Origin of the sequence: Allostreptomyces psammosilenae, assembly GCF_013407765.1 — a bacterium.
Taxonomy (GTDB): Bacteria; Actinomycetota; Actinomycetes; order Streptomycetales; family Streptomycetaceae; genus Allostreptomyces; species Allostreptomyces psammosilenae.
The window spans coordinates 793,619-806,341 of sequence record NZ_JACBZD010000001.1 but is presented as its reverse complement, the minus strand read 5'-3'; the positions used below and the strand labels follow the sequence as shown (position 1 = coordinate 806,341).

General features: G+C 74.5%; 11 protein-coding genes. 4 read left to right on the top strand and 7 right to left on the bottom strand.

Translation table 11 applies throughout. The features are described 5' to 3' along the window. The first annotated feature begins 4 nt into the window (after positions 1 to 4). Together FHU37_RS03175 and FHU37_RS03170 are read left to right on the top strand one after the other, a co-directional pair. On the top strand, positions 5 to 502 hold the full coding sequence (locus tag FHU37_RS03175; protein WP_179812698.1) for a carboxymuconolactone decarboxylase family protein: 498 nt from the start codon (positions 5 to 7) through the stop codon (positions 500 to 502). Continuing rightward, positions 499 to 1,290 carry an isocitrate lyase/PEP mutase family protein gene (locus tag FHU37_RS03170; RefSeq protein WP_179812697.1) on the top strand — a complete coding sequence of 264 codons (792 nt, stop codon included), beginning with the start codon at positions 499 to 501 and terminating at the stop codon, positions 1,288 to 1,290. Before FHU37_RS03175 ends, FHU37_RS03170 begins: the two co-directional genes overlap by 4 nt. A gap of 99 nt (positions 1,291 to 1,389) precedes the next feature. On the opposite strand, the gene FHU37_RS03165 is transcribed toward FHU37_RS03170, so the two are convergent. Beyond that, positions 1,390 to 1,713: a hypothetical protein gene (locus FHU37_RS03165; RefSeq protein ID WP_179812696.1), complete on the bottom strand. Its 324-nt coding sequence runs from the start codon at positions 1,711 to 1,713 to the stop codon at positions 1,390 to 1,392. A 154-nt stretch (positions 1,714 to 1,867) separates the two neighbouring features. After that, positions 1,868 to 2,956, bottom strand: coding sequence for a non-homologous end joining protein Ku (ku, locus tag FHU37_RS03160; RefSeq protein WP_179812695.1), 1,089 nt, complete (start codon positions 2,954 to 2,956; stop codon positions 1,868 to 1,870). Positions 2,957 to 3,024: 68 nt separating this feature from the next. Between ku and FHU37_RS03155 the strand changes: the two genes are divergently transcribed. Next, positions 3,025 to 4,176, top strand: a complete 1,152-nt coding sequence (locus FHU37_RS03155) for an ATP dependent DNA ligase (protein ID WP_312892398.1) — start codon at positions 3,025 to 3,027, stop codon at positions 4,174 to 4,176. Positions 4,177 to 4,524: 348 nt separating this feature from the next. Here the strand turns inward: FHU37_RS03155 and ligD are convergent, their stop codons facing one another. Then, positions 4,525 to 5,418 (bottom strand): non-homologous end-joining DNA ligase, encoded by an 894-nt coding sequence (gene ligD / locus FHU37_RS03150; protein WP_179812694.1) that lies wholly within the window; start codon positions 5,416 to 5,418, stop codon positions 4,525 to 4,527. Positions 5,419 to 5,512: 94 nt separating this feature from the next. Here ligD and FHU37_RS03145 point away from each other — a divergent pair, with 94 nt between their 5' ends. Continuing rightward, complete coding sequence (locus FHU37_RS03145) at positions 5,513 to 5,806, top strand: DUF1232 domain-containing protein (RefSeq protein WP_179812693.1); 294 nt, start codon at positions 5,513 to 5,515, stop codon at positions 5,804 to 5,806. 49 nt (positions 5,807 to 5,855) lie between these two features. Here FHU37_RS03145 and FHU37_RS03140 read toward each other — a convergent pair whose 3' ends face one another. The 4 genes from FHU37_RS03140 to FHU37_RS03125 form a co-directional block, all read right to left on the bottom strand. Continuing rightward, on the bottom strand, positions 5,856 to 6,791 hold the full coding sequence (locus tag FHU37_RS03140) for an NADP-dependent oxidoreductase (protein WP_179812692.1): 936 nt from the start codon (positions 6,789 to 6,791) through the stop codon (positions 5,856 to 5,858). Between the two features lie 150 nt (positions 6,792 to 6,941). Further along, complete coding sequence (locus FHU37_RS03135; protein ID WP_179812691.1) at positions 6,942 to 7,502, bottom strand: DUF1360 domain-containing protein; 561 nt, start codon at positions 7,500 to 7,502, stop codon at positions 6,942 to 6,944. 274 nt (positions 7,503 to 7,776) lie between these two features. Continuing rightward, positions 7,777 to 10,353, bottom strand: coding sequence for a glycoside hydrolase family 9 protein (locus FHU37_RS03130; RefSeq protein WP_312892397.1), 2,577 nt, complete (start codon positions 10,351 to 10,353; stop codon positions 7,777 to 7,779). Between the two features lie 132 nt (positions 10,354 to 10,485). Continuing rightward, the gene (locus FHU37_RS03125; protein ID WP_179812690.1) at positions 10,486 to 12,660 is read right to left on the bottom strand and encodes a glycoside hydrolase family 6 protein; all 2,175 of its coding nucleotides are present in this window, start codon (positions 12,658 to 12,660) and stop codon (positions 10,486 to 10,488) included. Positions 12,661 to 12,723 lie beyond the last annotated feature (63 nt).

The following is a 12,723-nucleotide window of genomic DNA, read 5'->3' as shown; positions in this document are numbered from 1 at the left end:
GGCCATGAGCGATCGAACGACGACCGCGGAGACGGTCCACGTCCCTCCCCGCTTCAACCTCCCCAAGCACTCGGGCTCCGCCTACCAGGCGATGCTCGGTCTCCAGCAGGCGGTGAACGACCTGGGCCTGGAGCCCCCGCTGATGGAGCTGGTGAAGATCCGCGCCTCGCAGATCAACGGCTGCGCCTTCTGCCTGGACATGCACACCCTGGACGCGGCCGCGATGGGCGAGACCCAGCAGCGCATGCACGCGCTGAACGCCTGGCGGGAGACGCCGTTCTTCACGGCACGGGAGCGCGCCGCGCTGGCACTCACCGAGGCGGTGACGCTGGTCGCCGGGCGGGGCGTCGAGGACGAGGTGTTCGCCGAGGCCGCGCGCCACTTCGACGAGTCCGAGCTGACCGCGCTGACCTGGGCCATCGCGGTGATCAACACCTGGAACCGGCTGGCCGTCACGGCCCGCCTCACGCCGGGCCAGTACCGTCCGCAGGGGCAGCGGTGAGCGGCGGTCGGGCCGCGGCGGCGGCCGAACTGCGCGCGCTGCACGTCCCGGGCCGGCCGCTGGTGCTGCCCAACGCCTGGGACGCGGCGTCGGCCCGCACGGTGGTCTCGGCCGGCTTCCCGGCGGTGGCGACCGGCAGCGCGGCCGTCGCCCCGGCGCTGGGCTACGCGGACCACGAGGACGCCCCGGCGGACGAGATGTTCGCGGCGGTGGCCCGGATCGCCCGGGCGGTGGACGTTCCGGTCAGCGCGGACCTGGAGCGCGGCTACGGCCTGCCGCCGGCCGAACTCGCCGAACGGCTGCTGGCCAGCGGCGCGGTGGGGTGCAACCTGGAGGACTCCGATCCCCGCGACGGGAAGCTGGTCGACGTCGAGGAGCAGGCCGACTTCCTGGCCGCCGTGCGGCAGGCCGCCCCCTGGATCGTGATCAACGCCCGGGTGGACACCTTCCTCCGCGGGTCCGGCACGGAGGAGGAGCGGGTGGCGGCGGCCGTCGCACGGGGCCGCCGCTACGTGGAGGCGGGCGCGGACTGCGTCTACCCGATCGCCGTGGACGGACTGTCCGTGGAGGCGGTCCGGGCGCTGGTGGCGGGCATCGGGGCGCCGGTCAACGTGGTGTTCCTGCCGGGCTCCGCGCTCTCGCTCGACGACCTGGCGGCGGCCGGGGTGGCGCGGATCAGCTTCGGGCCGGGCCTGTTCATGGCCGTGCAGCGCCATCTGGCCGACCTGGTCGGGGAGGTCCGCGCCGGGCGGGATCCGTACCGGACGGTCGACCTGGGCCTGTCCTAGCCGCCGCTCCCTGGCCGCGCCTCCCGTGGTGCCGGAGGGTCGGTGGTCCGCCGGCGGCCTCCGGGGGGCTGGCCGGCGACCGCGCCGGCCGTCACCCGGCTAGGCGGCGTGACCAGGGGCGACCCGGCGCAGCCCGTCCTCCCCCGGCCCGCCGGCCCCCGAAAGGCCGACCCCCGAAACGGTGGCCGCCGAAACGGTCGCCCCCGGCGCGGTGGCCCGCGGCGCCGCGCGCGGACCCGGCGGCGGGGTACGCGGGCCGGGCGGCGGGGCGCCCGGGGCGGGTGGCGCCGGGCGCGGGCGCGGCAGGCGGCCGGCCTCCTGGCGGCGCCCGGCCAGCAGGCGCAGCGACTCGGCGAGCACCAGGGATATGTGCACCGGCTCGCGGTCCGGCTCGGCATGGGACTGGGTGTCGTACGTCGTCATCGCGCCCACCACCGGTGGGCGGCACGGAACCGCATGGCCTCTCCGCTCCGTCGAGTGCCGGCGCGGTCCGGTCGACCACCGCCGGGGGCAGCACCCGGCGGCGCTGATCCGTAGTCAGCGATTCCCGATCCGAGAGGGATTGACACCCCGGATGTCAAGACGCCCGGCGGCGCGAGGGCGGTTTCTCGGACGACTTCTTGGCCGCCTTCTTGGGCGCGGCCTTCGTGGGCGCGGTCTTCCTGGCCGCGCGCTTGCGGGCCGCGGGCTTCTCCTCCGCCTCCTCGGCCCCCTCCGCCTCTTCCGCCTCCTCGGCCGGACGCTCTCCGCCCCGCGGCCTCGCCGCCGCCTTCTTCCTCGGCGCGCGCCGGCCCGCCCCGGCGGCGGGGCGTCCGCCGCCCCCGCCGGCGGCGACCGGCTCGGCCTCCGCCTCCTCCTCGGTGCCCTCCCCCTCCGCCGGTTCGCGGCCGGCCCGGGCCCGCTCGATGCTGGCCCGCAGCGCCGACATCAGGTCGATCACCCTGCCGCCGGCCTCCTCGCGCTCCTCCTCGGTGGGCGGCTCCACGCCCTCGAGCTTGGCGTCGATGAGCTCCTGCAGCGCCTCGCGGTACTCGTCGTGGAACTGCTCGGGGTGGTAGTCGTCGGCCAGGGTCTCGATCAGCGACCGCGCCATCTGCTCCTCCTGCGGGCGCACCGTGACCTTCTCGGAGGGCGCCAGCCCTTCGGGCTCGCGGACCTCGTCCGGCCACAGCAGCAGTTGCAGGACCAGCACGTCGCCGTGCGGGCGGAGGGTGGCCAGGTGCTCGCGCTGGCGCAGCGCGACCCGCACCACGGCGGTGCGGTCGGTGGACTCCATGGCCTTGCGCAGCAGCACGTAGGGGGTGGCGCTGCCGCCCTTGGGGTCGGACTCCACGTAGTAGGAGCTGCCCAGCTGGAGCGGGTCGATCTGCTCGGAGGGCACGAAGGAGACCACGTCGATGGCGTGCCGGGTGGTGACCGGGAGCTTCTCCAGGTCCTCGTCGGTGATCACCGCGGTGCGGCCGTCCTCCGCCTCGTACTCCTTGACGATGTCCTTGGCGCCGACCTCCTCGCCGTCCAGCTCGCACACCTTGCGGTAGCGGATCCGGCCCCCGTCGGCCGCGTGCACCTGGTGGAAGGTCGCCGTCTTCTCCTCGGTGGCGCGGTAGAGCCGGACCGGCACGTTGACCAGCCCGAACGAGATACCGCCCTTCCACAGGTAGCGCATGTCTCCATGGTGGACGCGCCCCGGCGGGCGCGCATGCGCACCGGGTCCGGGCGCGGTAGAACGGCAGGGTGGCCGCAGCGTTCGATGAGGCGTTCGACGGCGCGCGGGCGGCGGAGCGCGGCGCCCGGCGCGAGGAGTTCCCGGTGCTCGTCCGGCCGATGCTGGCGGTGGCCGGGCGGGGGCCGGTGGGCGGGGTGGGCGGGGCGGGCGGCTCCCGGGTGGAGCTGAAGTGGGACGGCGTGCGCGCCGTGGCCTACGTGCGCGACGGCGGCGTCCGGCTGCTGTCCCGCAACGACCTGGAGGTGACCGGCAGCTACCCGGAGCTGGCCGTCCTCGGCCCGGCCGCCGGAGGGCGGGCGATGGTGCTGGACGGCGAGGTGGTGGCGTTCAACCAGGCCGGGCAACCGGACTTCGGCACGCTGCAGTCCCGCATGCACGTCCAGCGGCCGCGCCCGCGGCTGCTCGCCGCGGTGCCGGTGACCTACTGCGTGTTCGACGTGCTGTACCTGGACGGCTGGTCGCTGCTGCGGATGCCGTACACGGCGCGGCGCGAGGTGCTGGAGGCGCTGGATCTGGGGGTGGGGCCGGCGCCGGGCGCACCGGCGGGGCCCCCGGGTGCCGGGGCGGGGGGTGGGGCGGAGGCCGGGGGCGGGGCGGAGGCCGGGGCGGACGTGGGGCTGGCGGCGCCGGGCGGTGGGCCGGTGCAGGTGCCGCCGTACTTCCCCGGGGAGGCGCTGCCCGACCTGCTGGCCGCCAGCCGGGAGCTGGGCCTGGAGGGGGTGCTGGTGAAGGCGGCGGACAGCCCCTATCTGCCGGGTCGGCGCTCACCGCTGTGGACCAAGATCAAGAACCTGCGCACCCAGGAGGTGGTGGTCTGCGGCTGGCAGCCGGGGGCGGGACGGCGGGCCGACACCATCGGCTCGCTGCTGGTCGGGGTGCGGGAGGGCGACGCGCTGCGCTACGCGGGGCGGGTCGGGACGGGCTTCAGCGACGCGACGCTCGCCGATCTGACGCGCCGGCTGCTCCCCCTGGAACGGGACACCGCGCCGTTCGCCGGGCCGGTGCCGCGCGAGCAGGCCCGGCGCGCGCGCTGGGTGGAGCCGCGGCTGGTGGGCGAGGTGGCCTTCACCCAGTGGACCGCCGACGGTGTGCTGCGGCACCCCTCCTGGCGCGGCCTGCGGCCGGAGAAGTCCCCGGGGGACGTGACGCGGGAGTCCTGAACCCCGGGCCGCTGGGCCCAGCCGCGACGGCCTCGAACGCTGCGGTGCCGCACACACCCGATCAACGCCCGCCAGGGCGGCTCGGTGGGCCCCCCTGATTCCATGATCCCATGGGGGGAGCACGGAGCGCAGCCCCCGATCGACGGCCTGTGGATAACTCTCAGGTCGGCGAGGGGATGGGGCGGCCAGTGCGCGGCGCGGCTCGGGGAGCCGTCGCTCGGGGGCCCGCCCCGGGCCGACGCCCTGGCGGGCCCGATCGCCCGGGCCCGGCCAGCGGAGCAGGCGTCCCCGGCGCAGGCGGCCCCGGCGCAGGTGGTCAGGTGGGCAGGCGGCCCCGGGGGCAGGTCGTCAGGTGGGCAGGGGGGCGGCGGCGTCGGCCATGTCGGTCAGCAGGTCGCCGTGGCGGTCCAGGCGCCCGGGCAGGTCGGCGGCGAGGAAGCGCAGGTCCTCGGGGCGGCGGCAGGACTCCACCTCCGCCCAGGTGACCGGGGTCGCCACGGTCGGCAGTTCGCGCCCGCGCAGGGAGTAGGGGGCGATGGTGGTCTTGGCCGCGTTGTTCTGGCTCCAGTCGACGAAGACCTTTCCCGGGCGCAGCGACTTGGTCATCCGGTGCACCACCCGGTCCGGCGCGGTCGCCTCCAGGGCCTGGGCCAGCGCCTTGGCGTACTGGGAGACCTGCTCGGAGGGCGTCGGGCGGATCGGGGCGTACAGGTGCAGGCCCTTCGATCCGGAGGTCACCGGCCAGAGGGTGAGCCCCGCCCCGGCCAGCGCGGCGCGGGCGTCCAGGGCCACGGCGCAGCACTCCACGACGGTGGCCGGCGGGCCGGGGTCGAGGTCGAGCACCATGAGGTCGGCGAGTCCGGTGCGCAGCCGCCACTGCGGCACGTGCAGTTCCAGTGCCGCGAGGTTGGCCACCCACACCAGGGTTGGCAGGTCGTCGACGACCACGTGGCGGACGGTGGTGCGTTCCCGGGTGACCTCCTCGGTGCGCACCCAGTCGGGGGTGCCGGGCGGGGCGTTCTTGGCGAAGAAGCTCTCCCCCTCCACGCCGTCCGGCCAGCGCAGCAGCGAGCTGGCGCGGTCGGCGAGGCGGGGCAGCAGCACCCCGGCGGCCTGGACGTAGTGGTGGACGACGTCCGCCTTGGTGAACCCCGTGCGGGGGTAGAGCACCTTGTCCAGGTTGCTCAGCTTGATCCGGCGCCCCTCGACCTCGGTGACGGTGTCCGAGCTGGCTGGTCCCATGCCCACGATCCTGCGCCGCCGGGGCGGCGGGCGCGAGCCGGTCGGCCGGCCGCGCGTTCTTGCCCCGGGCGCCTCCGCCCGGGACCATGCCCCCATGGACTGGGAGACGGTGGGCGTGGTCGGGGCGGTCGTGGTGGCCGTCGCGGCGCTGCTGCTGGTCGCGGCGGTCGTGGTGGCGGTCCGGTTCCGGCGCTCGGAGAACGGCCGCCGCGTGGCGGCGGCGCTGGCCGGCGGCGCCTACCTGGCGTCGCCGCTGGATCTGGTGCCGGACGTGCTGGTGCCGCTGGGCCTGTCCGACGACGTGGCGGTGGTGGTGCTGGTGATCGCCTACCTGCTGCGCGCCCGGAGCGCCCGGGCGGCCCGCCGGGAGTCGCCGGCCGGTGAGTGAGCCGGCGGCCGGGAGGGCGGCCGCCGGCCGTTGGGCAGTGCGGCCGGGATCAGAACACGATCAGCAGGCGTCCGCGCACGCCACCGGCTTCGAGGGCGCGGTGCGCGTCGGCGGCCCGCTCCGGGGGGAAGGTCTCGGCGACGCGCAGGGCGAGGACCTTGTCGGCCGCCAGGCGGGCCAGTTCCTCCAGGGCCGCCCGGTTGCGCGCGTACTCGGCGACCATGACCCGGTGGAAGCGCAGGTCGCGCACCGGCTCGAGGGGGGTGGGGCGCACGTGGGCCACGCCACCGCCGTCCCGGACCGCGGGCAGCACGGCCTCGCCGAGCAGGGCCGCGTCGATCAGGCCGTCCACGCCGTCGGGGGCGGCGGCACGGATCGCCCCGGCGACCTCGGGGCCGCGCGGCACGACCACCGAGGCGCCGAAGCCGCGGACGAGTTCCTCGTCGGACTCCTTGGCGTCGGCGATCACCCGCAGGCCGGCGTGCGCGGCCAGGGCGACGGCGTACCCGCCGACTGCGCCGGCCGCGCCGGTGACCGCGAGGGTGCCGCCGGAGGGCAGGTCCAGCAGGTCGAGGGCGAGGCGGGCGGTGAGGCCGTTCATCGGGAGGGTGGCGGCCTCCTCCAGGGTGACGCCGTCGGGCACCCTGGCCACCGAGTCGGCGGGGACGACCACCTGCTCCTGCTGGGCGCCTCCCTCCGGCGGGGCGGGCACCACGATGGCCATCACCCGATCGCCGACCTCCCAGTCGGTGTCCGGGCCGACGGCGTCGACCACCCCGGCGGCGTCCATGCCGGGGACGTACGGCGGGGGGAAGGCGCTCAGCGCCTGGGCGTGCGCACCGGCGCGGAAGAGGGCGTCCGTGGGGTTGACCGCCGCGGCGGCCACCCGGATCCTCACCTGTCCGGGGCCGGGTTCACGGACCGGCAGGTCGGCGACCTCGAGGACCTCCGGACCGCCGAATCGGGACATCGCGACAGCGCGCATGGGACCTCCGGGTGTGTCCTGGTGGATGGCGGCGCCGGCCGCGCGGCACGGCGCCGGGCCCATTCTCCATGACATCTGACGGATCGCCAGAACTGGCCTCGGGGACGCGCCGCGGCTCTCGGCCCGTTCCACCCGGCGCCGCCCCGGCGGTCACTCGGCCTTCTGCTGGGTGAGGCTCCAGGCGTACTGCGCCCAGTCGGAGACGGTCACGCAGGCCAGGGTCGAGGCGACCAGCCGGGTGACGCGCGGGGCGGCCACGAACCCGCCGACCAGCGCACCGGAGACCCACAGCGACACGCAGAACGGACAGGCGACCAGCTCACCCACGGTGCGCCGCACCCCTTCGCCGCGCGGCACGTCCATCACCTCGCTGGCGCTGATCTCGCCCTCGCGCCGGACGAAGGGGGCGCGCAGGAAACTGGTGACGCGGTCCTTGGCGATCAGGCGGGAGGCCTTGTGGCTGGCGATGCCGAGGAGCAGCAGGTCCGGGAGCGGCACGCGTTCCGGCAGGGGGCGGCCGGCGGCCCGCATGCCGAGCGCGAAGGCCGCGACCGCCCCGGCGTACGCGCCGGCCAGGGCGGCGTACCCGCGCAGCGGCACCGGCTCCCGCGGGGAGTAGTCGCGCGAACCGGTGGCGCGGCCCGTGACGTCGGCCAGGCGCCGGACGGCTCCGGTGGCCCGGCGCGGGAGTGCGTGCACCGCGGAACTCATGGGTCCTCCTGGCTGGGGCTGGGGCTGGGGCTGGGGCTGGGCGGCGGCCGGGTCGTGCCCGCGCCGTCGGCGACCGGACGCCCGCTGCGGCCGGGTCGCCCGTACGCCAGCGGCTTCCCTGGCGCGCCGGCCCGAAACAGCGGCCTGGCGCACCGGGCCGGGGCAGCGGGGGCGGCCCGGGAACCGCGACCGGCCGGTCCCGACCCGGTGAGCGCGGGCGGGACCGGCCGGCGGGCGGCCGCACCGGGGGTCGTCGGACCCCCGGTGCCGTCGGTCAGGCGGCGGGAGTTCCCCAGGCGAGGGTGCCGCTGGTGTAGGCCGGGATCTTCGGGGCGTCGGCGAAGGAGGTGCCGGTGCCGTAGCTGTAGTCGTTGGCCTCGTTGAAGGCCGACCAGTCGCTCTTGTTGATCCGCAGCTGGATGTCACCGGTGTTCTGGCCGGCGGCGACACTGCCGCTGGTGAAGGAGATCTCCACGTAGGCGTCGGCGCCGTTCACCGGCGTGGACAGGTTCACCACGTTGGTCCGGATGTTCGAGCAACCGATCTGCGCCCAGTCGCAGAACACGTTCACCGAGCTGGCACCGTCCCGGGTGAAGTAGTACCGGGCCGTCACGGTGGACAGGTTCAGCGCCGAGGTACCGGTGTTCGCGATCCGCAGGTGCGGACGGATCGCGTTGTCCGTCGCCGAACTGTCCGCGTTCCGGTACTGCACCTTCACGTTCCCCGTCGGGCCCGGGTTGCCGCCACCGGCTTCGGTGGTCACCCGCAGCGCCGGTGAGGCCGAGGAGACGTTGCCGGCCGCGTCCCGCGCCCGCACCGTGTAGGAGTACGCGGTGGAGGCCGACAGGCCCGAGTCGGTGAAGGTGGTGCCGACCACCGGGGTGGAGTTGACCCGGACGCCGTCGCGGTAGACGTCGTAGCCGGTCACGCCCACGTTGTCGGTCGCCCCGGACCACGACAGGGTCACGCTGGTCGCGGTGACGCCGGTCGCCGCGAGCGTCGGGGCGGTCGGCGGCTGGGTGTCGCCGGGGTTCGGGTTGCCGCCACCGAGGTCGGGCGCGGTGCGGTTCAGGAACGTCGCCGTCCACGCCAGCGGGGCGTTCCAGTTGATGGTGTTCTCCTTGGAGCCCCAGGCGTCCGGCGCGGTGTTCATGGGCGCGTACGACTTGGCCGCGGGCCGGCCGAGCGGGGTCGCGGAGTCGCCGCCGCCGTCGCTGTTCGGGCCGCCGGACAGCCAGCCGCGCGGGTAGGGCGTTCCGGGGTACTTGCCCCAGGCCCAGCGGTCGTGGGTGTCGGTCTCGTAGTACTCGCCGTAGCCGGTGACGTAGGACAGCCGCATGGCGTTGTTGCCCATGAGGTAGTCCATGGCCCGGTTCATCGCCCGCAGGTAGGTGTCGTCGTCGCTGGTGTCGTAGGCGACGCCCAGCACCAGCATCCGGTTGACGACGGAGGAGTTCGATCCCCACGGGTAGGGCTCGTCGCCGGGCAGCGGCACCGGGTAGCCCTCGGCGTCGATGGTGGAGGCGATGGCGTCGGCCTCGGCGCGGAGGTTGGCCTCCATCGCCGCGATGTCCGCGGCGGGCAGGTCGTTGTCCACGCTGAGCAGCGACAGGGTGCCGGTGGCGGCGACCTCCAGCCAGTCGAAGTGTCCGACCTCCCGGTAGTGCGGGGAGGTGGTGACCGCGGACCGGTAGGAGGACGTGGTGGAGTCCGCCCGGTCCAGGCCGGTGAGGTAGAGCTCGGCCGCGGCGGCGTAGCGGTCGTCGCTGTTGCCGGTGTCGCCGTAGTCGCCGCCGCCCTCGGCGTCCGTCCCGTTCGGGTAGTCCACGTTCGGCTGCGCCTCGGCGCGGGTCCAGGCGTCCTCGGCGGAGGCCCACAGCTGCGCGGCGCGGGTCGCGTCGTAGGGCGCGAGCGTGCGGGCCAGCTGGGCGTTGGTCCGGGCGACCGCGTAGGTGGCGTTGGTGGAGGGCGGCATCGCGGAGCGGGCGAGGCCGTTCTCCTGGTCCACGGAGGTCAGCGGAAAGGCGCTCCAGACGTGGTTGTGCACCTTGTGCGAGGCCAGGCCGGTGCTGGGCAGCATGCCGGACATGAACCGGGAGCCGAACTCCACCTCGTCGAGGATGTCGGGGCGGTTGTTGCCGTTCTCCGGGATCCGCAGGGATCCGTCGGGGTAGGCGTCGGGGTAGCGCTCGTACAGGTTGAGCAGGGTCCACGCCGAGATGGCGTGGTTGACCGGGTAGATGCCGAAGTCGCCGGCGTCCGCCCAGGAGTCCTTGACGTTGAGCCGCTGCGAGCCGCACCAGTTGTTGTAGCAGGGGATCGAGCTGTCGCCGGGGTGCAGGGCGGCGTGGGCGTGCGCCGGGTTCTGCAGGTACTGGCCCTCGACGGCGGTGCCCATCCGGTGGAAGTAGAAGTACTGCAGCGCCTCGCGGCCCAGGTCGGGGTAGAGGGCGCTGCCGGAGATGGTGAAGGGCACGCTGCGGCCGACGCCGTCCACCGACAGGGTGTAGGTGCCGGCGGTGGTGACCGAGGAGAAGTCGGCGTGGTGCAGGTGGTCGCCCGAGGCCCGGTCGGAGCCGTGCACGGTGGTGGTGCCGCTGGCGGCCACCGTGCCCGACGGGGTGAGCAGCTGCCAGGTGCGGGGGGTGGTGCCGGCGGTGACGACGGTGGCCACCTTGTCGGCGCCGGTCAGGTAGCCGATCTGGTTGACGCGGACCGGACTGGGGTCGGTGTCGGCGACGGCCGCGGGGGCCGTCAGGCCGGCGCCGCCGACGGCGAGCACGGCGGCGAGCAGGGCGGCGCTGGCGCCGGCTCGCCGCCGGTGCCGTGGCTGCGTCGATCGTGTGGGCACGGGAACCTGTCTCCTCGTGGGTCGTGGAGCGTTGGGGAGGGGAGGGGCGGTGCGTGGCCGGGCATGGACGAGGGGGCGGTCCGTGGACCGCCCCCTCGCGTTCACCTGGTCGTGTCAGGCGCCTGCCGTCGGTCAGGCGGCGGCGGTGCCCCAGGCGAGGGTGCCGCTGGTGTAGGCCGGGATCTTCGGGGCGTCGGCGAAGGAGGTGCCGGTGCCGTAGCTGTAGTCGTTGGCCTCGTTGAAGGCCGACCAGTCGCTCTTGTTGATCCGCAGCTGGATGTCACCGGTGTTCTGGCCGGCGGCGACACTGCCGCTGGTGAAGGAGATCTCCACGTAGGCGTCGGCGCCGTTCACCGGCGTGGACAGGTTCACCACGTTGGTCCGGATGTTCGAGCAACCGATCTGCGCCCAGTCGCAGAACACGTTCACCGAGCTGGCACCGTCCCGGGTGAAGTAGTACCGGGCCGTCACGGTGGACAGGTTCAGCGCCGAGGTACCGGTGTTCGCGATCCGCAGGTGCGGACGGATCGCGTTGTCCGTCGCCGAACTGTCCGCGTTCCGGTACTGCACCTTCACGTTCCCCGTCGGGCCCGGGTTGCCGCCACCGGCGTCGGTGGTCACGCTGACCGCGACGGAGGCCGCGGAGACGTTGCCGGCCGCGTCCCGCGCCCGCACCGTGTAGGAGTACGCGGTGGAGGCCGACAGGCCCGAGTCGGTGAAGGTGGTGCCGACCACCGGGGTGGTGTTCACCTTGGTGCTGCCCCGGTAGACGTCGTACCCGGTGACCGCCACGTTGTCGGTGGAGGGGGTCCACGACAGGGTCACGCTGGAGGAGGTCTTGCCGGTGACGGTCAGGCCGGCCGGCACGGTCGGGGCCTGGGTGTCGCCGGGGTTCGGGTTGCCGCCACCGTTGACCGGCGGGTAGGCGTTCGCCAGCAGCTCACGGAACTGCGCGGAGAACCACTGGCCGGAGAGCGGGGCACCGCCGAGGGCACCGGACATGTTGAAGTTGTTGCGTGCGTTGCCCGTGTAGGTCGGGTCGCACATCCGGTCGAAGCGCTTGCCCTCGTCGTTCGGGATCTCCTCGCTGGCGCCGTCGGACTCACCCGGGGGCTTGGCCCACACGTAGGCGTCGACACCCGCGGCCGGGGCCACGGTCGGGCGCTCGCCGAGGCCGGCACCGGCCTGGTTGCACCAGTTGCCGAGGTGGATCCGGCGGTCGACGCGGCTGCCGTTGACGTAGGCGTCCACGCTCGTCAGCGGGCCCGGGCCGGTGGGCCGGTTGGCGCCGCCCCAGCCGTTGCGGGAGGTGTCGATCAGCATGCCGATGGAGGACGGGAAGCCCTGCGCGATCAGCTCGGTGCGGAACGCCTGCACGAAGCTCAGCTCGTCCAGGTAGTAGTTCCAGTCCACCCACTTGGACTGGCGCACCGTCTGGCCGTTGACCGTGTCGGTGATCTTGAAGTGGGGCTCGGTCAGCGCGCTGTAGTTCGCGGTGTTGCTGATGAAGCCGGTCACGTCGGCCGGGGTGGCGCCCTCGGCGTTGGCGGCCTGGTAGAACAGCTGCGCGGCGGGGCGGAAGTTGCTGTCCCAGCCGAGCCAGCCGTGGTGGGCCACGTCGACGTAGTTGTAGACGTTCGGGATGTCGCCGAGCTTGTTCAGCGCGTACCCGATGCCGTTGACGTAGCCGCCGTTGCGCTTCATCTCCTCGCACTGCGGCGTGGTGGTGTTGGTGCCGCCGGCGTTGGTGACCAGGTTGGGCAGCGAGTCGACCTCGATGATCGTCGCGATCCGCAGGCTGGCGTAGGCCGGGTCGGAGAGGATCTGCGTGATCGGGTCGATGAACTCCGACTTGTAGATCGGCAGGTCGTTCGGGCCCAGCTCACCGGCGGAGGCGAGGGCGGCGCAGTCACGGCCAGGCAGGTTGTAGACCACCACCTGGAAGACCATCTCACCGCCCTTCTGCTGCTGCTGGCGCACCGCCTCGTCGAGGTGGTCGCGCAGCCCCATGCCGCCGTTGACGCCGTTGATGGCGGCGCGGCGGTCCAGCCAGACGAAGGTCGGCTGGTTGGAGACGGCGGTGCCACCGGGCTCGGCGGCGGCCCGGGCGGACCACTCCGGGTTCACGTAGACGTTGGCCCCGACGTACGGGTTGTCCACGCGGGCGGCGGCCGAGACGTCCTCGGCGGCGACGGCCGCGCCGGACGCGGTGGCCACCAGGCCGGAGGTGAGCAAGAGCGCGGCCGCCGCGCTCAGGGCACGTCGAAGGCGCGGGCGGCGCGCCCCGGGTGCGGGCTCTGGTTGCATTCTTGACTCCTTGGTCGCCTGATCTGATCATGACAGCTCAGCGTCACGGCCGCGCCGTCTCCG